Here is an 18,968-nt window from a genome sequence, read left to right on the forward strand (position 1 = left end):
GCGGGGTTTTTTACGGCCCTGGCACGGCTGAGCTGGCGCAAATCCGTCCCGGTCGTCGTTCCGGTAAAGCCGGCCGCGACGTGATCTAAGATTCGCCCATGGACTCGATGCGCTCCTCCGGGCTGTTCTCGCCGCGCCTGTCGCTGGTGATCTCGTCGCTTCTCTCTGTGATCTCGCTGACGGCTTGTTCCCCCAGCACCCTCGGCCTCGGTGACGGCGGCGACGACAACGCCAGCGACGAGGCCGACGATGAGAGCGCGAGCGGAGCGGAGGGCGAGAGCGCCGGGAGCTCGGAGGAGGGCACCACCGACAGTGGCGAGGGGGAGAGCGCTGGGGACACGGAGAGCAGCGATGACGGGTCCGACACTGCGGATGTTGAGGATACCGGTGAGGAGACCGAGTCCGACACTGGCACGCCAGCCTGCCATGACGGAGAGCTCCCCGTGACCATCGAATTCACCGATCCAAAGCCCAATGATGATCCGTGCACCACATACGACATTCAGGGCAAGATCAATAGTATCAACGGCGGTCATATCGAGTTTGTGGAGTGTCAGTGCGGCGATCTCTGCATGGGGCCATCAGACCTGGAGATCGACATCGTCCAGCCCGAATCAGGCTGGACCCCAGACGAAGTTCTCGAGCAAAACCGCTGCTATCGCTTCAAATTCGAGACTCGAGAGATCGCCGAAGACACCTGTCGCTACAGCCGGCTGGACGTGTCCTACCCCATGCTCGGCAATAAAATCGTCTACAGCACGGGGTCGACCGAAGGCGATACGGACAAAGACAGCGTGGTGGTCGCCTTCGCAGACGAGAACCACGAATGCAGCGATGACTGCGGTACCTGGGAGTTTTTCGATCTCGACTTCGATCTCTACGGACAGAGCGAAAATCTAGCCTACGGTGAGCAAGGGACGCTCTCCACGAGCAGCGCCCAATACGACCTCGAGTACAAGATCGCGGCCTGGCCGTCTTGGAAGCTGAGCTCCGACGCCGACGCCTGCGCGGACATCGAGGCCGGCGTCCTGTCTTGGACTGCGGTCCTCACTGACAGCAATTGATCCGCGCGCGGGCTCGCCTCAGCCCTCGCCCGCCATCATCGCCCGCGCGCGAGCGAGCAGCGCCTCGCTCGTGTTGCGCTCGGGCGCCTCGAGGACCCAGTCGAAGAGCTGCTCGAGCAGCTCCCCCAAGGCCGGCCCCGGCGCGGCGACGCCCGCCGAGATCAGGTCCCGGCCCTTGAGCGCGAGCTCCTTGGGGCTCAGCGCGGCCCCCTCGAGGGCCGCCGCCAGCTCGGCTCGAGCCGCGGCGTCGAGCTCGAGCAGGTCCTGGGCGTCGTCGAGGAGCCCACGCCCGAGCTCGGCCGCCGCCCGGCGCAGCGCCGCGCCGCGTCCATCATCTGCATCTGCATCGGCGTCGGTCCCCGCATCGTCCTCGCCCTGCGCATCGAGGGCAGCCGCGAGCTCGTCGACGCCCTCGGCGGTCAGCCCGAGCACCCGCGCCCGCTCCTCGCGGCTGGGCCGGAGCGCCTCGATGATCGCCTCGACCTCGGCCCGCTCGGCGCGGATCGGCCACAGCAGCCGAGCCAGGCGCAGCGTCGGCCGCCGCGGGAGGCGATCGACGGCGGCGATGGCCTCCTCGAGGACCGGCTCGGCCAGCGGCGCGAGGACCCGCGACCACAGGCCCGTGACCGCCATGGGTCGCAGGCCCAAGGAGGGGCGCGCCGTCGCCAGGAGCTTGACCAGCTCGACGCGCACGCGCTCGCGGCTGACCTTGTCGAAGACCTCGAGCGCGCCGGCGATGGCGGCCTCGGTCTCGGGCGCCAGGCGAAAGCCCATGCTCGCGGCGAAGCGCACCGCTCGCATGGTCCGCAGCCCGTCCTCGGCGAAGCGCTGCACGGGATCGCCGACGGCCCGGATCAGCCGCGCGCGCAGGTCCTCGAGGCCGCCGAAGGCGTCCGTGAACACGCCCTTGACGGGATCCCAGGCGAAGGCGTTGATGGTCAGATCGCGGCGGGCGAGGTCCTCGGTGAGCTCCCGCAGGAAGCGGACCTCGCTCGGCCGACGCCCGTCGTGGTAGGCGCCCTCGCCCCGAAAGGTGGTCAGCTCGACGGCGTGGCGCTCGTCGCCGCGGCCGGAGAGCACGGTGACCGTGCCGTGCTCGATGCCCGTGGGGATGGTGCGCGGGAACAGCTGCGTGACCTCCTCGGGGGTCGCGTTGCTGGCCACGTCCCAGTCGCCCTCGCCCTGGCCCAAGAGCGCGTCGCGGACGGCCCCGCCGACGACCACGCCGTGGAAGCCGGCTTTGTCGAGGGTCTGGAGGACCGCCATGATCGCGGGAGGGATCGGCGCCGCGGCCATGCGCGCGCGCGCCTCTTCCAGGTCGGCAGGCGGCGACAGTCGCTGTTCTCGCTCGCTCACGGGACGGTCATGGTAGATGGGGTCGCAGCGATGTCCACCGCGAGCCTCGACGATGACACCCACGCGGCCCTCGATCGCCTCGACGAGCTCGAGCTCGGGCGACTATGGGCCGCGGCGCGCAGCCAAGACGACCCCCGCACCCGCGCGCAGCTCGAGGCCGCCCTCGCCGAGCACCCCCTGGTCGAGGACCCCGCGGAGGTCTTCGCCGCCGCCGAGCGAGTCCGCGCCGGGCTCGTGGACATGCTCGAGCTCAACGCCAGGCAGCTCCTCGCGGCCGCCCGCGTGTTGCCCGAGCCCAGCGCGGCCACCCTCGGCATGGCCATCGCGGCCATCGATGAGGACCCCGAGGCCGCGGCCGCCCTCGCCCCGGCCGTGGAGCTGTGCGAGCGGATGCTCGATCTGGACCGCGAGGGCGCCGCTTGGGGAGAGCTCGTCGCCCTCGGCGAGCGCGCCCGCGCCCAGGCCGACGCCAGCCCCCTCTTGGCGTGCAGCGACCCCCTAGACGCGGCCCTGCGCAGCACCCCGCCCTCCCCGGCCGAGCGGGTCTTTCGGGTGGCGATGCTGGCCCACGCCGGCCCCCAGCTGCGCGCTCGGGTCCTGTCCGCCGAGCACCCGGAGCACCTCGAGCTCGCCAAGCGGCTAATCGCCGCCCATGACGCCGCCCAAAGCACCGCAGAGGACACCGCAGACCCCGACCAGGGTACCCGTGACGCCAGCGAGCTCGTCGCTGCCTTCGATCATGCCCGCACGGCCCACGAAGCTGCCAGCGGCGCCTCCGTGGACGAGGGCCCCCAGATGGACGGGCCCAAGCGACGCTTCACTTGGCTCCACGCCACTTTGGCTATTCTCGTCCTCGGCCTGACGCTCTGGCACTATTTTCTCCGCTAAAAATCGAACCCTATTTTTTATTGTTCGCGAATACTGTGCATGCAAAACGCATTTGGCCGAATTGGCCCCGCGAGATTTTCCGTCGCCGCGAACTGCGGCGTTTTTGCCGTTAGACCCTCGTTCCGACGCAAAAGCTGCTGATGTGACCAATCCGTCAGCCCGCTATGGTGCCCATCAATGCTGCAAGCAGTCGAGAACGTCTCCCTCTACGCCACCACTCACGACACCCTCGATGAGCTCTTCGCAGCCATGGTTCGCTCCGCCCACGCCGGTGACTGGCTCACCTGCGACGAGTTCAGCGACACCTTTGCGATCGCCCTCGACGTCCACCTGCGCCACGAAGAGAACATCTACTTCCCTCGCTACGCAGCCCGCTCGGAGATCGCCGCCGTCGAAGTCGAAGAGTTCCTCCTCGAGCACACTCGCATCCGCCGCGCCGTCGGCCGCCTCCTCGCTGGCCTCCGCCGCCGCGAGCTCGACTACGAGGCCGTCGGCGCCATCGAGCTGCGCATGCGCGAGCACGACAGCCACGAGCGCACGAGCTTCCTCCCCTGGCTCGCGCACACCGGCCACGAGCACCCCACCCCGACCCTCGGACTCCACGGCGAAGGCTAGCTAGCAACCCGATAGATGAGCACGGACGGAGCTCAGACCGACGCTCCATCCCCTGAAACCCCGTCCATGCTCATGCATCACGCACGAGCCTGTGATGCCGACGCCAAAGCCCCGACCGTCCCTCGGTCGGGGCTTTCACAATTGAAGCTCAGCATCCGCCCGAAGCGCCGCCAGAGCCAACAAGACCAGCCCAACCCAGAGCCCCGTCGCAAGCCCGAGGTGCACCAACTGCATCCACCCAGGCGCCGAGAGCATGATGTTGACGACCCCAGCACAAAGCTGCGCCAGCACCAGCCCAGCCACCACGTTCCCCAGGCTCCGCACGGCCCCATGCCCGTCGAGCCCCGGGAGCGAGATCGACAGCCACAGCAGATAGAGCCCCACGAGCACCGCGAGCAGCGGATGCACGACCCGCATGCGCTGGAGGAAGTGCGCCGTCACGCCCTGATCCGCCGCCAGCCGATCGCCCACGCTGCCGGCCTCGACCACCGGATAGAGCGTGTCGCCCAGGGCCGTGACGGCCCCGCTCATCGACACCAAGATCACCGCGAAGAGCCCCGCGACGAGCAGCCACGGCCCGCGCCCGGCGTCGCGCCAGCGGGTCCGCGGCCGGCGATCCGGGCGCGCGCACCAGGCCGCCGCGGCCATCGCCCCGGTCAGCAGACAGGTGTTCGACAGGTGGATCGCCATCATCACGGCCCGCGAGATCGAGTCGTTGCGCCCGACGAGCTCGAGCAAGACCAAGCCCGCGCCGAGCAGCGCCTCGAAGATCATGAAGAGCATGGCCAGGGCGACGCCGCGCCGCGCCGGGTGGCCGCGTTCGAAGCGGACCATCCCCCAGACCAGGAGCGCGACCGCCAAGAGCATGCTCAGCCCCGAGGTCACCCGGTGGGTCAGCTCGATCACCGTCTCGACGCTCTGCGGGCGGTGGATGACCTCGCCGTGACAGGTCGGCCAGTGCTGGCCGCAGCCCGCCCCCGAGCCGGTGATGCGCACCCAGGCGCCGAATACGATCACCATGAAGGTGAAGGCCAGCACCCCCCAGGCGAAGGGCGTGAAGCGATCGGAGCGCTGCGTCTCGGACACGCCCGGAAGGTACTACCAACTACCAGTCGTTGCGAAAGGGCAGCAGGTGCTCGCGCAGGTGGCGATAGACCCGCGCGGTCGCCCGCACGTCGCCGACGTTGTACTCGGCGATGGTCTCGATCTCGCCGCGCGCGTAGGTTGGCGCGACCAGCGAGCCGTCCATCTCGCCCTTGGGGCTGGTGATGCCCAGGGACCAGCAGATCACGTCGAGGGAGGTCGACGCGGTGCCCCCGCGGCCCGGGGAGAGCAGGCGGAAGAGGTCGAGGTGGGGGCGCAGCGAGTAGGGGCTCGAGAGCAGGTCGACCCGGGCCGGGACGCCGTGGATCAGGCTGCGGGCCTGCAAGAAGGGCACGTCGAAGCCGCGGCCGTTGTAGGAGACGACGAGCTCCGCGGCGTCGGCCAGGTGCCAAAAGCAGCGCAGGAGATCGGCCTCGCTCATCGGGCGGATCCACGGCGGGTACTCTTCGTCCTCGCGCCCCGGCGGCGGGACGACCAGCGCCGTGACCGCGCCCTCCCTCCCCTCGCCCTCATCCCCATCGTCATCTTCATCTTCATCTTCATCGAGCTCCCCCTCGCCGACGGCGAGCGAGACGATCTTGCCGAAGTAGGGCGAGAGGCTCATGGCCTTGGTCTGAGCCTCGAGGGCGTCGAGCTCGCCGGCGCTGCGCTCGGCGGCCCGGGCCACGGCCTTGCGCACGGACTCGGGCGTGTCCTCGGCGTCGAGGACCACGCCGGGGACGGTCTCGATGTCGAACACCAAGGTCTTGCAGCGCAGGTCCTGGATCAGCTCCCAACCCCGGCCCCAGATCGCCTCGGAGGACCACTCGTCGCCCTCGACCACGCCGCGGATCCGGCTGACGGTCAGCTGGATCGCGTCGCGGTACTCCCCCACGCTGAACATCAGCTTGACCACGGCGCCGGTCTCGAGGCCCGAGCGGGCGAGCTCGCCGTAGGCCCGCGAGTCTCCCCAGATCTTCGCGGGGATCCGGGCGCTGGCGTCACCGACGACGAGGTCGTAGTAGCCCTCGCCGTTGCGATCGAGGCCGTGGCGGAGCTGACGGATCGCAGCGTGGGCGGTACAGGCGGTGCCGATCGGCAGGTCGTGGACCTCAGCGAGGCGCGCGAGTCGAGGCGGGGGCGAGACCATCGGAGGCCGTGGATACCAGCTTTCTCCCCGGGGCGCTCACTCCTCGCCGCGCAGGGGTGGCAGCAGCGCGCCATCACCTGGCTCGGGGGGCGCGCGATCGCTTTGGCCGGCGGCCTCGAGCGCGCGGCCGAGCTGATCATCGAGGCCGCGCGTGTCTCGACGGGCCTCACCCGCTCCGTCCCAGACCAGCTCGTCGCGCTCGTTGACCACCGCCGTGATCGCCTCACCCGAGTAGTAGACCATGTAGCCCGAGGGCAGGAGCATCGCGTCGAGCAGGGCCGGCCGCCGCAGGAGGATCTCGTGGACCGGCAAAGACTCGAGCTCGTCGGCCTCGGCGATGCCCGCGGCCGGGACCAGCCGCCAGCCGGTCATCCGCCCCCCGGGGCTGGCCACCCGCAGCAGCAGCACGTCGTCGAGATCGATCGCGCCGGCGATGGCCAGCACGTGCTCGTCGAAGTCGATGGCCTCCCCCGCGACGCCGACCTCCTCGAGCACCCGACGCTGGCGAGCCAAGGTCGCCAGCGAGACCGAGATGTCCGTGCGCGTCTGGGCCTCCGGGTTGGCGTCGTAGTCGGGCTCGTGGACGATCAGCCGCTCGCCGTGGGAGCCCTCGACGCTGAAGGTCAGCGTCGTCCAGCCGATCGGCAGGTGCGTGCGTGCGCTGATCTCCACGGACTCGGCGCGCAGGTCCTCGAGCAGCAAGAACAGGCGATCGATCTCTCCGGCGAGGCCTGGGTCGGCGTAGGCGTAGACCCTGCGCTCGCCGTAGGGCAGGACGTACTCGTCGGCGCCCGAGCCCGGCTCCTGTAGCCCCGTGGGTCCGGCCCCCGACCCCGCCTCGCGTCCAGCTGCGCCCTCGGGGGACCGGCTGCGCTCGCGCTTGCAGGCCGGGGCGAGCAAGAGAGCAGCCACGGCCAGGACGAGTTCGCGGCGCACCGACTCAGTATTCGCCCGCTTGGCTCACTCGTCCAGCGCGAGCGCCTCGAAGCGCCCGCAGGACGGGTCCCAGCGCAGGTGGGCGCGACCTCGGGGGCCGAGGCGACGGTGACGCAAGCTGAGCTCGAGGCGCGCGCCCTCGCCCTCCCCGAGCTCGCCCTCCCCGAGCTCGCCGGCGCCCGAGAGGTGCAGCCGGGCGCTCAGGTGGCGATCGAGCGCCCGGCTCGTCGCCATGTCCTCGCTCGCCGGCGCGTCGGCGCTGGCGAGGATCACCAGGGACTCGTCCTCGGCCACGCGAGACAGCCACGCGAGGGTCTCGTGCAGATCGGGGGCCAGGGCCTCGAGAGGATCGAGGATGAGCACCGGCCAGACCTGCTCCGGCGCGCGCTCGCTGGCCGCGGCCAGCTGCCTCTGCCAGCGTCGCAGGCTCTCGAGCAGCTCGCTCCGGGCCTGCGCCGCAGCCAGCTCACCCGGCGCGATGAAGCGCTGGCGCGCGTCGAGGGCCGCCCACGCCCCGCGAGCGAAGTCTTCGAGGGTCGACGCGGCCTCGGGGTGTGCCCGCGCCCCCGTGAAGTGTCGGACGTCCCGCCCGGACCAACGCGCCAAGCTCCGCGCTCGCCACAGCGCGGGCGCCTCGTCGGAGACGACGAGCACCGGCGTGAGCGGAGCGGCGAGCTCGTCTCCCTTCGTCTGACCCTGGCCCTCGCCCTCGCCCCTACCCCCGCCCTCGCCCCCGCGCAGAGCCAGGCCGTCGGCCAGCTGCGCCAGCAAGCTCGTCCGCCCTGCCCCCCGCCGCCCCGCCGTGATCAGCCCGAGGTCCCCGGGGTGCAGCGTGCCCAAGAGCGCGTCCACGCCCGCGCCGAGGCCCTGGCCGGTGGCCGCGGAGCCCGGCCACCCCGGCAGCTCGGCCAGCGAGACACCTCGCCGTGACACCGAGCGCCGCAGCGCGTCGAGGCCCGCGGCTCGCCCTGGCCCTGCTCCGGATTCAGCGTCCGGCCCAGAGGGGACGTCGCCGAGCTCCACCTGCGAGGCCGCGGCGAGGGCATCGGCCTCGAACCACACCTCGTCCTCTTCCCCCCCTCGCTCGCCCTCGTGATCGCCTCGCAGATCGCCCTCGAGATCCTGCTCCTGCCCTCGCTGTGCAGGCCACGGTAGATCCCTCGAGAGATCCGTATTTCGCCCACGCAGAGCGTCGAGCCTGGCTCCTGGCGAAGAATCGGGATCGCCCGAGGGATCGCGCGAACGATCCACGCCTTTGTGCACTTCGCCGATCACATCGCCGCTCGCAGCGTCTGCGAGCGCGGACGATGATCGGCCCTTGGCTGGCGCGTCAGTCGGTCCCTGAGCCATGTTGGCGATCGTAGCGCAGGCTCGCCGCGACGCGATCCCCCTTTGTTGGAAGTCGTTGCAGTCGTGCCTCGAATACGCAAGAAAATGGACTGCACCGCTCGCCCCGCTAACGTGCCTTCATGCTGCTCGCGCTCGCAGGCCTAAAGGGTGGGACCGGACGCACGACCTTGGCCGTGGCCCTCGCCGCAGAGGCCCACGCGCGAGGTCGCCGGACCCTACTCGTCGATCTCGACCCTCGTGGCGACGCCCACGCGTGGTCGCGTTCGGCCGCCGAGAACCCGACCCCGCCGGCCCTGGCTCTGCCCGGCTCCGCCCCGGGTCAGGCCGAGCGCCTGCGCGCCCTCTCCTTTGGCCATGACCTGACCGTGGTCGACACGCCCAGCGACCCGGAGATCCTCGCCGCCGTGCTCGAGGTCGCCGAGCTCGCCCTGATCCCCTGTCGGCCCAGCCCCCTCGACGTCTGGGCCGCCGTCGACGTCGCCCAGGCCTGCCTCGACGCCCGGCGCCTCAACCCGCGCCTGCAGTTTGCGATGGTCCCGAACGCCGTGGACGCGCGCACCACCTTGAGCGCGGCCCTGCCCCGAGATCTGCGGACCATGGGCCTGCCGGTGCTCGACGTCGCCATCGCCCGTCGCGTCGCCCACGCCGAGGCCATGGCCCACGGCAGCACGGCCAGCCTCGACGCCCCAGGCAGCGCCGCCGGCCAGGACGTGGCCGAGCTCTTCGACGCCGTGGAGGCCCTCCAGGCCCACTGCACCACGGCTCGGCTCTACCACTGAGCTGCCAGAGCGCTCCGCTCGGGGCAGAGCGCTCCGCTCGGGGCAGAGCGCTCCGCTCGGGGCAGAGCGCTCCGCTCGGGCCAGATCGCTCCGCTCGGGGCAGAGCGCTCCGCTCGGGGCAGAGCGCTCCGCTCGGGCCAGAGCGCTCCGCTCGGGGGCCCGACCAGCTTCGCCAGCTGTCCGCCGCTTCGACCTGCGCGAGCCTTCGCGCTATGTCTGGAGGCGAGCCATGAAGACGGTCATTCAGCGAGTCAGCCGGGCGAGCGTTCGCGTCGACGGAGAGGTCGTCGGCGAGATCGGTCGCGGTATCTTGGCCCTGGTCGGGGTCGAGCGTGGAGACGGGATCGCCGACGCCCACATGACCGCGCGCAAGATCGCCGGGCTGCGCATCTTCCCCGGTCAAAAGCCCATGGATCGCACGCTCGCCGACGTCGAGGGCGGCGTGCTGGTGATCAGCCAGTTCACCCTCGCCGGCAACATCCGCAAGGGCCGGCGGCCGAGCTTCGATCGCGCCGAGGACCCGGCCCGCGCCGAGCCGCTCTACATGGCCGTGGTCGAGGAGCTGCGCAGCCGCGGCCTGCCCACGCAGACCGGCCGCTTTGGCGCGCACATGGACGTGGAGCTGATCAACGACGGGCCGGTGACCTTGATGATCTTCAGCGAGGGTGGGGTCATCCTCTGATGAGCCGCGCGATCGGGCTGCTCGCCTGCGGCCTCGCCCTGCTCCCGGGCCTCGGCTGCGGCCAGACTCAAACCCAGACCCACAGTCAGACAGCTGGGCTTTCCCAGCCAACGCCCGAGTCGGGCGCGAGCACGGCCGCCCTCGACCCAGGCCAGCGCCAGGCCGCCGCCGCCGAATTCCAGCGCCGCTACGACGCGGAGCTCCGCGACGATACGAGCTCCGTGCTCACCGCCGTCGCCGCCCACTACCTCGACCCAGGCGCCAGCTTGGACCTCGAGCGCGACGCCGAGACAGACGCCTGGCGGGCGCGAGACAGCGCCGCGAACTCGCCCGATTCCCCCTCTCCCAACACCGTGCACATCGAGGCTGCCACCGACAGCCTGAGCCTGATCCTCGGCGGACAGACGCAGACGATCACCGAGCACGTCGAAATTGCCCTCCCCGCCCCCGAGGGCGAGGCGCAGGTCGGCGACGATCCCCGCTGGCGCGTCGAGCTCGGCCGCCAAGGGGATCAGTGGCGGGTGCTGATCCACGACCGCGACGCCCCGCGCCGTCGCGACTTCGTCGGCGTCGACTGGTTCCCCATCGACCCCCAGCTGGCCGTCACGGCCCGCGTCGAGCATGTCCAGGATCGCTCGCCACGGGTGCTCCAGACCTCCCGCGGCGAGACCAAGACCCTCTACGCCGCCGTGATCCTGCGCTTCGAGCTCCCCGATCACCCCGGCGAACTCGCGCTCACAGCCTTCGCCTTCGCCGCCGAGGCCACCGGCCCCGGCGAGCCGCTGCTGCTCCCCTTCACCGACGCGACCACCGGCCGGCAGAGCTACGCCGCGGGCCGCTACATCGAACTGCTCACCCCCGCGGGCCAGACCACGCTGCTGGACTTCAACCGCGCCACCAACCCGCTTTGTGCCTACAGCGAGCACTACAACTGCCCCTTCCCACCGCGCTTCAACGCCCTGGCGATCCCCGTCTTGGCCGGCGCCAGGGCGCCGGCACACTGACGCGCTCGACTCGGATCAGGCGAGGACCAGGCAAATGGCCGCGTCGACCCCGGGTTCGGCCAGGGCGGCGCACACGAGCGCCATGTCCTCGTCATCGATGAAGGTCGTGCTCTCGACGACGTAGCAGGCCTGATCCGGGCAGGTGTCCCCGAGGCTGCCCCCAGGCGCGCAGTTCAGGCCGAGCGACTCCTCGAACGACTCGGCCTGCTCGGCGCTCGCACACACCCAGACTGCGTCACAGAGGTCTCCGACGCCCCAGTCGTCCGTGGACGCGCCCACGCCCACGAAGCTCGCGTCCTCGCAGGCCTCGCCGCCGGTCTCCGTCTCCTCGGCGCTCTCCGTCTCCCCGGTGCTCTCCGTCTCCCCGGTGCTCTCCGTCTCCCCGGTGCTCTCCGTCTCCCCGGTGCTCTCCGTCTCCCCGGTGCTCTCCGTCTCCCCGGTGCTCTCCGTCTCCCCGGTGCTCTCCGTCTCCCCGGTGCTCTCCGTCTCCCCGGTGCTCTCCGTCTCCCCGGTGCTCTCCGTCTCCTCGGTGCTCTCCGAGCCGAGTTCGTCTGCCGCGCCGTCACCGGAGTCGTCACCGCAAGCCGAGCCCACGAGACCGAGCGCCAAGATCAAAGTCAGTCCACTGTTTCCGCGCATGACCTGATTCTCGCCCGATCCTCCCCTCTCGACCAGCGCGCTTGCATTTGAGCCGCGCAGTATCGAAAGTGACCCGTGGCCCTCGAAGGTCTCCAGCGCTACCAGATCATGGACCTGCTCGGTGGCGGCAGCCAAGGGCACACCTACCGCGCCATCGATCGTTCGCGCGGGGACGAGGTCGCCGTCAAGGTGTTCACCCTCGGCGGCCAGCACGACTGGAAGGCCTTCGAGCTGTTCGAGCGCGAGGTCGAGGTGCTCCGCTCGCTGAAACACCGCGGCATCCCGCGTTTTCGTGACAGCTTCGCCAGCGAGCAGAGCGGCGACTACTTCCTGGTCATGGAGCTGGTCGAGGGCCAGACCCTGGCCGAGCTGATGAAGAAGCCGGGCAGCTTCGAGGCGGCCGACCTGCGCCGCGTGCTCCTCGACACCCTGGACATCCTCGACTACCTGCACTCGCGCAGCCCCCCGGTGATCCACCGCGACATCAAGCCCGCCAACTTGCTGCGCAGCGCCGACGGTCAGCTGCACCTGGTCGACTTTGGCGGCGTGCGCGTGGCGATCCGTCCCGAGGGCGGCTCGACGATGATCGGCACCTTCGGCTACATGGCCCCGGAGCAGCTCCACGGCGACGCTGGCCCCGCCGTCGACCTCTACGCCCTCGGGGCCACGGTCACCGCCCTCGCGGCCGGGCGCCCCGCCGACGAGCTCCCCCACCAGGGCCTGGCCATCGACCTCGACGCGCTCAGCGTGCCCGCGAGCCTGCGCGAGGTGCTCGAGGCCCTGCTTCAGCCCGACCCCCGCGACCGTCCCCAGAGCGTCGCCGAGGCCCGGGCGCTCATCGCAGGCCGCGCCAACCCTCGCACCGGCGCCCATCGAAGCACCGGCGCGCACGCGAACACCGGCGCCCAGCCGAGCACCGGCGCCGCCCTGGCCGTCCCCGAGTTCGTTCAGGAGCTCGCCGAGGTCCCCAAGCCCATGTCGATCCTCGTGTGGCTCGGCGCCCTCGCGGGGACCTTGGGCCTGCTGGTGTTCGAGTACGCGCTCTTACCGATCATCTATCTGGTCATGCGCGCCGTGGCCGACGACAAGCGCCGCAAGGGCCGGACCGCCGACCACGACGAGGCCAACATCAGCTCGCTCAAGGCCATGCGCCGCAACATGAGCCGCAACCGCCTGCTGATGCAGCACGTGCTGCACTCGACCTCGCCGATGCGCGACGACCCGCCGGCCCTGCCCCCCGATCCCCGCGACCGCCACTAGATCGCACTCGCCAAGAGGCGAGCGTTTGGGGTGAACGGAGGGCGGCTTGCCGTCCGCAGTGAGGGGGCTTTGTGAAAGCCCCTTTCAAAACCAGCCACTCGCCAAGAGGCGAGCGTTTGGGGTGAACGGAGGGCGGCTTGCCGTCCGCAGTGAGGGGGCTTTGTGAAAGCCCCCTTTCAAAACCAGCCACTCGCCAAGAGGCGAGCGTTTGGGGTGAACGGAGGGCGGCTTGCCGTCCGCAGTGAGGGGGCTTTGTGAAAGCCCCCTTTCAAAACCAGCCACTCGCCAAGAGGCGAGCGTTTGGGGTGAACGGAGGGCGGCTTGCCGTCCGCAGTGAGGGGGCTTTGTGAAAGCCCCCTTTCAAGTGATAGCCACGTCGAGATGCTCGCTGCGATCCACCAGCAGCTGCATGCTCGACAGGTGGCGCTCGACCAGGGCCTCGAGGAAGCTCGCGTTCGAGGCGAACACGTTGGTGACCTCGCCGGTCAGCACCCGCAGGTCTCGGTCGAGGCTGGCCTCGAACTCGAACAGGTCCCAGCGCTCGTCGGCGGACACGTAGAGCCACCCGCCGACCAGGCGCCCGGCCTCGCGCAGGCACTTGCTGCTCCACACCAGCACGCTCAGGCGGACGTGCCCGATCCGCGGGTCGTCGTCCGCCTGGAGGTCCAGGCCCCAGCGCAGCATCAAGAGCAACATCTGGGCCCGGCGCAGAGCGTTGAGGGCGGTCTTCCAGCGCATCGCGTCGGCCGCCCGCTTGGCCTCGGCGCTCATCGTCACCGCGTCGACCTGCGAGGCGCTCGCCTGCTCCTCGAGCTGGCGCCAGCGCGCCGCGGCCAGCTCACGCCCCCCGCCCAGGCCGCAGTTGCGACACTCCCAGGCCTGCATCCCCGAGAACAGCCCCTCGAGCACCTCCGAGCCGCAGGCGCGGCAGCGCTGGCGAAGCAAGGGACGCATGGGCCACCATCATACAAGGCCGCGCGCGGCGGCGCTCAAAACCCGATCCGGCGCATCACGAAGCGCGGCAGCCAGCGGATCACCAGCATGATGTAGCGCCAGATCCACGGCGCGTAGACCACCGGCTTGCCGCGATCGATGGCCGCCAGCACCCGCCTGGCCACGCCCTCGGGCTCGCCGGCGAAGGGCGGCGGCTTCAAGTTGGCGGTCATCCCGGTCTTCACGAAGCCCGGCTTGACGCAGATCGTCTCCAGCCCCTGCGCGCGGTACTTGTGGTCGAGGCCCTCGAGGTAGGCCGAGAGCCCCGCCTTGGCGGCGCCATAGATGACCACGGGCTTGCGCCCACGATCCCCGGCGACCGAACTGAACACGCACAGCTTGCCCCCGCCCCCGGCCAGCAGCCGGGCCCGGGCGTGCTCGCAAAAGCCCACGGTGTTGGCGAAGTCGAGGGTCACGAGCTTCAGGGCCTGCTCGGGATCGGCCTCGAGGGCCTCCTGGGTGGCGAACATCCCGGCGGTCACGACCACGCAGTCGAGCTTGCCCAAGGCCTGCTCGGCGGCCGCCAGCGCCGGGCCGAAGCTCGCCGGATCCCCGAGGTCGCAGGCGAGCGTGTGGACCTGATGCTTGCCCCCGCCGCGGACCTCGAGGTCGCGGGCCGAGCCGTCGAGCGCCTCCGGGTCACGGCCGAGCAGCGCGAGCTGATCGCCCCGCGCCGCCATCAGCCGCGCCAGCGCGCGGCCCATGCCCTTGGTGGCCCCCATGATGGCGACGTGCATGGCCGGGGTTGTTAGCGCGTTTGGCCACAGCCAGCCAGCTCAGGCGGGATCCCCGAGCAGGCGCACGGACTGCGCGCTGCGCAGGCGCAGCTGGGGGTCCCAGCGTCGGCGCACGGCCATGAAGGCGTCGAGGCGCTCGCCGTCCATGGCCCGAAAGTGCTCGGCGCGGGTGAAGGCGTCCTTGGTCAGGTAGATGCGCCCGCCCTCCTCGAGGGTCTGGCGATCGAGGGCGTCGATCAGCGCCTGGGTGTCCTTGCGCACCGGGATGTCCAGGGCGATGGAGATCCCCGGCATCGGGAAGGACAGCATCGCCTGGCTCTGCGGCCCGCAGTCCTTGATCACGCACAAAAACGAGGTCCCCCCGCTTTGCTTGCTCAACACCTCGAGGAAGCGCCGCGCCGCGCCATTGCCCGCCGAGCGCGGCAGCACGCACTGGTACTGGGTGAACCCGGCCTTGCCGTAGATCCGGTTCCAGTGGCGGATCATGTCGAGCGGGTAGAAGTAGCTCTCCCAGTGGACGACGCCCTCGCTGCGCTTGGGCTGCTTGTAGTAGAGCACCGTGTTCGCGGCCTTGACCGTGAGCTGGTTGAGGGTCCAGCTCGGCAGGCGAAAGGGCACGAAGATCCGCGGCTTGGGCTTGGCGAAGCGATCGGGCGCCTCCGCGGCCGTGGCCCAGCGCCCGCAAAACAAGGTCCCCCGCCCGAGCTCGCGCCCGCGCGACACGCAGTCGATCCAGCCCACGGTCATCGGCCACTCGCTGGCCGAGCCCGTGAGCCGCTCGACGAAGGCGTCGATGTCGGGGATCCGAAACGCCTGCTGCCAGATCCACGAGCTCGGCACCCGCTCGAGGCGGACCTCGACCTCGAGGATGTGGCCCGTGAGGCCCATGCCGCCGATCGTCGCCCAGAAGAGATCGGCGTGCGCCTCCCGCGAGCACCACAGCACCCGGCCGTCGGCCACGCGCATGCGCAGGCGGGTGACGTGCTCGCCAAAGCAGCCCGAGACGTGGTGGTTCTTGCCGTGGACGTCCGAGGCCACGGCCCCGCCGAGGGTCACGAACTGCGTGCCCGGGGTGACCGGTGGGAAGAAGCCCTGGGGCAGCATGATCCGGTTGAGGGCGAAGAGGCTCAGCCCGGCCTCGGCGCGGAGCAGCCCCGTGGCCGGGTCGAAGGCCAAGATGCGATCGGCGAGGACCGTGCTGGCGACCTCGAGCACCCCCGGCGGCGGCAGGGCCGAGTCGCCGTAGGCCCGGCCGAGGCCGCGAGAGAGCACCCGCCCGGCCGTGAGCCGCTCGAGGTCCTCGCCGCGGACCTCGACCCCGGGGCGCGCCAGGCCGCCCCAGCCGGCCAGCGTGGGCACCTCGCCCGCGGCCAGCGTGGGGCCCGGCACCAGGGTCGTCTCGGGGTCACGCAGGGCGACCACCCCGCCCGGCTGATGCTCGGCCTGCTCGCTCATGGCGTGGAGCCTAGGCGGCCCGAGCGGCCCTCGCCAAGCGCCCTGGCCCACCTGCACGAAAAATCCTCCCGCCCTGCACAGCCCCCAGCTGGGGTGCTGCTCACCAAGGGGTGATTTTTTCCATGTAGGCGGTCAGCGCCGCGTAGCTCGAGCGATCGACGGCGTAGTAGCTCCCGCCGATCGCCACCGTGATCAGCGCGCCGAGGCCCAGGGTGACCACGGCCAGGCGCCGCCAGCTCGTCTGAGACATGCGCAGGGCCTTGGCGGGCAGACCCAGGCGCAGCGAGCCCCCGGCGACCTGCACCCCGCGGATCATGTGAAAGGCCCCGGCGGCGAAGAGCGCCGCATAGTAGGGATAATAGAACCATCCCGCGTGATCGAGGGTGTAGGTCACCAAGGACATGTCGGTCTCGAGGCCTCCGAACCACACCGGCCCGCGGGCGCCCAGGATGTGGCCGACGACCACGAAGGAGAGCACCCGCCCCACCAGCCGGTGCGCGCGGGTGACCTCCTGCTTGGGCTTGGGCTTGCTGCGCCCGAAGGCCGCCCAGCGCCACCACCCCGCGAGCACGTGGACCGCGAGCGTGGCCAGCAGGCCGAGACCGACCACCGGGAGATCGTAGACCGCGCGCATCCCCCCGAGGATCGCGTCGAAGGGCCCCTGCCCGAACACGGCCGAGACCGCCATCAGCAGGTGCGCGGCCAAAAAGAGGGTGAAGACCAGGCCGCTCCCGGCCTGGAGGCGGATCAGCGCGCGCAGCAGCTTGGCGCGCGCGCGAGCGTCAGTCGTGTCCTTTGGCATCTCGCCACCACGACGAGGCGCCGCCGCGCTTCGTGACAGCCGCGGCTATTTTTTTGTCGGGCCGGCGTCGAGCTTGGTCAGCTTGTCCGGGTTGCGGATCGCGTAGATCGCGGTGATCTGCCCCTGGGCGTCGATATCCACGGTCAGGCAGGTCTCGATCCCCGCCGGCGTGCGCATGATCAGCCCGGGCGCGTCGTTGATCCACACCGGCTCCACCCGCCCGTCGGCGGGCTGCAGGCGGCGCAGGCCGAGCATCAACCGGGCGATGTTCTCCCCGCCGTGGACCGGCTTGCGCGCCGCCGAGGCCTTGCCCCCGCTGTCGCTGAGGAAGACCGCGTCCTCGCGCAGCATCGCCGTGAGCGGCCCAATCTCCCCGCTCTCGACCGCCGCCAAGAATGTGAACATGGCCCGCTGCGTGCGCTCGCGGTCGAGATCGAGCTGCGGCCGCTCGGCCCGGACCCGCTTGCGCGCGCGCTCGGCGATCTTGCGGCAGGCGACCTCGCTCTTCCCCACGATCTCGGCGATCTCGGCGAAGGGCTGGCCAAACACGTCCTTGAGGATGAACACCGCGCGCTCGTCGGGCTCGAGGCGATCGAGGACGAGCATGAAGGCCATGCGCAGCGAGTCGGCCAGCTCCAAGCCGGCCTCGGCGTCGCGCCCCTGCCCTGTCCCCGGCCAGCCCACGCAGCGCGCCTCGGTGCAGGGCTCCGGCAGCCATGGGCCGACATAGTGCTCGCGCCGCCGAGCCGCCGAGCGCGCCAGATCCCGGGCGCGGTTGACCACGCTGCGGGTCAGGTAGGCCGCCGGCCTGTCGACCTCGACGCCAGCGCCCGCCTTTTGGGCCCAGGACAGGTAGACCTCCTGGAGGATGTCCTCGCTGTCCGCGACCGAGCCGGTCATGCGGTAGGCCACGCCAAAGAGCCGAGGACGCAGGGCCTCGAAGGTCTCCGAGGGATCAGGCGTGCTCGCGCTCATGGTCCGCGTCAGTGCGGCAGCTGGCGATCCATGGCCTGGGGCGCCCCCGGCGGCATGGACTCGATGTACAGGCTCTGGCTCGGGAAGGCGAAGCTCAGGCCGAGGTCGTGGAGCCGGCGCATGAACTCGAACAGCACCTCTTCGCGGATCTGCATGTACTCGTCCCAGCGCGTGGTCAGCGTGAAGCAGTACACGAAGATCTCGAGGCTGCTCGCCCCGAAGTTCGTGAAGTTGACCAGCATGAAGTCCTGGGCGATGCGCCGATCGCCATGCAGGGCCTCGAGGATGCCGTCGACGGCCGCCTTGAGCTGGTCCGGGGTGGCGTCGTAGGTCACGCCGATGGTCAGCTTGATGCGCCGCTTTTGCATCCGCGACCAGTTGTTGATCGCCGTGGTCGTGAGCGTGGAGTTGGGGATGGTGATCAGGCTGTTCGCAAAGGTGCGGATCCGCGTGACCCGCAGCCCGACCTCCTCGATGGTCCCCTCGTGCTCGCCGATCTCGACCCAGTCGCCGACCTGAAACGGGCGGTCGACGAAGATCACGATCGAGCCGAACAAGTTGGCGATGGTGTCCTTCGAGGCCAAGGCGATGGCCGCGCCACCCAGGCCGAGGCCAGCGAGCAGCGAGCCGACCTGGTAGCCGAGGTTTTGGAACACCAAGAGCACGCCGACGACGACGATCAGCACCTTGGCTAGGGTGCTGACCACCGGGACGAGCTGGTCGTCGAAGGTCCCCTCGGTGTTCTCGGCCTTCTCGCCCCAGATCGCCGTGAAGTTGTTGATCAGCTGGTTGGCGAACCAGATCAAGAAGGGCAGCTCGGTGGCCAGGAAGATCGGCGAGAGCAGGCCCGCGCGGATCGGCTGGTGGGTGGCCAGCAGGTAGCTGACCCACAGGGCCGCGACGAGGAAGATCCAGCGCAGCGGGCCGTCGAAGGCGCTGAACACCGCCTCGCGCGTGGACCCGGGTCGGGCCCGCTTGGCCAGCGCCGAGAACACCCGCTTGATCGTCCAGGACAGCGCCAGGCCGACGATGACGACCAACAGCGCGATCCCGAGGTCCTCCACCGTGACGATGTAGGCCTCACCGCTGGGGTTGGTCCCCGCGAAGAGCTCGTAGTCGAGAAGGTTCTTCATCTATCGCCCCTCGCGGGCTCCTATCGCATCCACTGACAAAATGAAAGCCGTGGCCACCAGGCCACGG

At 70.5% G+C, this 18,968-nt stretch carries 19 protein-coding genes; 7 read left to right on the top strand and 12 right to left on the bottom strand.

Going from position 1 to position 18,968, the window contains the following annotated elements; translation table 11 throughout:
* Window positions 1–98 precede the first annotated feature (98 nt).
* On the top strand, window positions 99–1,064 hold the full coding sequence (locus G6O69_RS29005) for a hypothetical protein (protein ID WP_172306724.1): 966 nt from the start codon (window positions 99–101) through the stop codon (window positions 1,062–1,064).
* A gap of 18 nt (window positions 1,065–1,082) precedes the next feature.
* Here the strand turns inward: G6O69_RS29005 and G6O69_RS29010 are convergent, their stop codons facing one another.
* Window positions 1,083–2,420 carry a hypothetical protein gene (locus G6O69_RS29010; protein WP_346017097.1) on the bottom strand — a complete coding sequence of 446 codons (1,338 nt, stop codon included), beginning with the start codon at window positions 2,418–2,420 and terminating at the stop codon, window positions 1,083–1,085.
* Window positions 2,421–2,450: 30 nt separating this feature from the next.
* Here G6O69_RS29010 and G6O69_RS29015 point away from each other — a divergent pair, with 30 nt between their 5' ends.
* A complete protein-coding gene (locus G6O69_RS29015; protein ID WP_172306725.1) occupies window positions 2,451–3,308 on the top strand; it encodes a hypothetical protein in 858 nt (285 codons plus the stop codon).
* Window positions 3,309–3,485: 177 nt separating this feature from the next.
* Window positions 3,486–3,923: a hemerythrin domain-containing protein gene (locus tag G6O69_RS29020; protein WP_172306726.1), complete on the top strand. Its 438-nt coding sequence runs from the start codon at window positions 3,486–3,488 to the stop codon at window positions 3,921–3,923.
* A 135-nt stretch (window positions 3,924–4,058) separates the two neighbouring features.
* Here G6O69_RS29020 and G6O69_RS29025 read toward each other — a convergent pair whose 3' ends face one another.
* From G6O69_RS29025 to G6O69_RS29040, 4 genes are read right to left on the bottom strand one after another with little or no spacing between them, the layout of a single operon-like run.
* Entirely contained in the window at window positions 4,059–5,009 is a 951-nt protein-coding gene (locus G6O69_RS29025; RefSeq protein ID WP_346017098.1) for a COX15/CtaA family protein, read from the bottom strand.
* Window positions 5,010–5,028: 19 nt separating this feature from the next.
* Window positions 5,029–6,156, bottom strand: a complete 1,128-nt coding sequence (locus G6O69_RS29030) for a ribonuclease H-like domain-containing protein (RefSeq protein WP_172306727.1) — start codon at window positions 6,154–6,156, stop codon at window positions 5,029–5,031.
* Window positions 6,157–6,192: 36 nt separating this feature from the next.
* The gene (locus tag G6O69_RS29035; protein WP_172306728.1) at window positions 6,193–7,092 is read right to left on the bottom strand and encodes a hypothetical protein; all 900 of its coding nucleotides are present in this window, start codon (window positions 7,090–7,092) and stop codon (window positions 6,193–6,195) included.
* 24 nt (window positions 7,093–7,116) lie between these two features.
* Complete coding sequence (locus tag G6O69_RS29040) at window positions 7,117–8,442, bottom strand: hypothetical protein (RefSeq protein WP_176397146.1); 1,326 nt, start codon at window positions 8,440–8,442, stop codon at window positions 7,117–7,119.
* A 119-nt stretch (window positions 8,443–8,561) separates the two neighbouring features.
* Here G6O69_RS29040 and G6O69_RS29045 point away from each other — a divergent pair, with 119 nt between their 5' ends.
* The 3 genes from G6O69_RS29045 (at window position 8,562) to G6O69_RS29055 (ending at window position 10,907) form a co-directional block, all read left to right on the top strand.
* Window positions 8,562–9,221 (top strand): AAA family ATPase, encoded by a 660-nt coding sequence (locus G6O69_RS29045; RefSeq protein ID WP_172306730.1) that lies wholly within the window; start codon window positions 8,562–8,564, stop codon window positions 9,219–9,221.
* Window positions 9,222–9,450: 229 nt separating this feature from the next.
* Window positions 9,451–9,903 carry a D-aminoacyl-tRNA deacylase gene (gene dtd, locus G6O69_RS29050; RefSeq protein WP_172306731.1) on the top strand — a complete coding sequence of 151 codons (453 nt, stop codon included), beginning with the start codon at window positions 9,451–9,453 and terminating at the stop codon, window positions 9,901–9,903.
* A complete protein-coding gene (locus G6O69_RS29055) occupies window positions 9,903–10,907 on the top strand; it encodes a DUF1684 domain-containing protein (protein ID WP_172306732.1) in 1,005 nt (334 codons plus the stop codon). The genes dtd and G6O69_RS29055 overlap by 1 nt, the downstream gene beginning before the upstream one ends.
* A gap of 15 nt (window positions 10,908–10,922) precedes the next feature.
* Here G6O69_RS29055 and G6O69_RS29060 read toward each other — a convergent pair whose 3' ends face one another.
* Complete coding sequence (locus G6O69_RS29060) at window positions 10,923–11,546, bottom strand: hypothetical protein (protein WP_172301277.1); 624 nt, start codon at window positions 11,544–11,546, stop codon at window positions 10,923–10,925.
* 75 nt (window positions 11,547–11,621) lie between these two features.
* On the opposite strand from G6O69_RS29060, the gene G6O69_RS29065 reads away from it, so the two are divergent.
* Window positions 11,622–12,806 carry a serine/threonine-protein kinase gene (locus tag G6O69_RS29065; RefSeq protein WP_172306733.1) on the top strand — a complete coding sequence of 395 codons (1,185 nt, stop codon included), beginning with the start codon at window positions 11,622–11,624 and terminating at the stop codon, window positions 12,804–12,806.
* A 360-nt stretch (window positions 12,807–13,166) separates the two neighbouring features.
* Here the strand turns inward: G6O69_RS29065 and G6O69_RS29070 are convergent, their stop codons facing one another.
* The 6 genes from G6O69_RS29070 to G6O69_RS29095 form a co-directional block, all read right to left on the bottom strand.
* Window positions 13,167–13,760, bottom strand: a complete 594-nt coding sequence (locus tag G6O69_RS29070) for a hypothetical protein (RefSeq protein WP_172306734.1) — start codon at window positions 13,758–13,760, stop codon at window positions 13,167–13,169.
* A gap of 35 nt (window positions 13,761–13,795) precedes the next feature.
* Window positions 13,796–14,536 (bottom strand): SDR family NAD(P)-dependent oxidoreductase, encoded by a 741-nt coding sequence (locus tag G6O69_RS29075; protein WP_172306735.1) that lies wholly within the window; start codon window positions 14,534–14,536, stop codon window positions 13,796–13,798.
* Between the two features lie 39 nt (window positions 14,537–14,575).
* Window positions 14,576–15,991 carry an FAD-binding oxidoreductase gene (locus G6O69_RS29080; RefSeq protein ID WP_172306736.1) on the bottom strand — a complete coding sequence of 472 codons (1,416 nt, stop codon included), beginning with the start codon at window positions 15,989–15,991 and terminating at the stop codon, window positions 14,576–14,578.
* A 100-nt stretch (window positions 15,992–16,091) separates the two neighbouring features.
* Window positions 16,092–16,793: a hypothetical protein gene (locus tag G6O69_RS29085; RefSeq protein WP_172306737.1), complete on the bottom strand. Its 702-nt coding sequence runs from the start codon at window positions 16,791–16,793 to the stop codon at window positions 16,092–16,094.
* A 45-nt stretch (window positions 16,794–16,838) separates the two neighbouring features.
* On the bottom strand, window positions 16,839–17,768 hold the full coding sequence (gene sigJ, locus G6O69_RS29090) for an RNA polymerase sigma factor SigJ (RefSeq protein ID WP_172306738.1): 930 nt from the start codon (window positions 17,766–17,768) through the stop codon (window positions 16,839–16,841).
* Window positions 17,769–17,776: 8 nt separating this feature from the next.
* Window positions 17,777–18,901, bottom strand: coding sequence for a mechanosensitive ion channel family protein (locus G6O69_RS29095; protein ID WP_172306739.1), 1,125 nt, complete (start codon window positions 18,899–18,901; stop codon window positions 17,777–17,779).
* Window positions 18,902–18,968: the final 67 nt, after the last annotated feature.

This window comes from Pseudenhygromyxa sp. WMMC2535 (genome assembly GCF_011083025.2).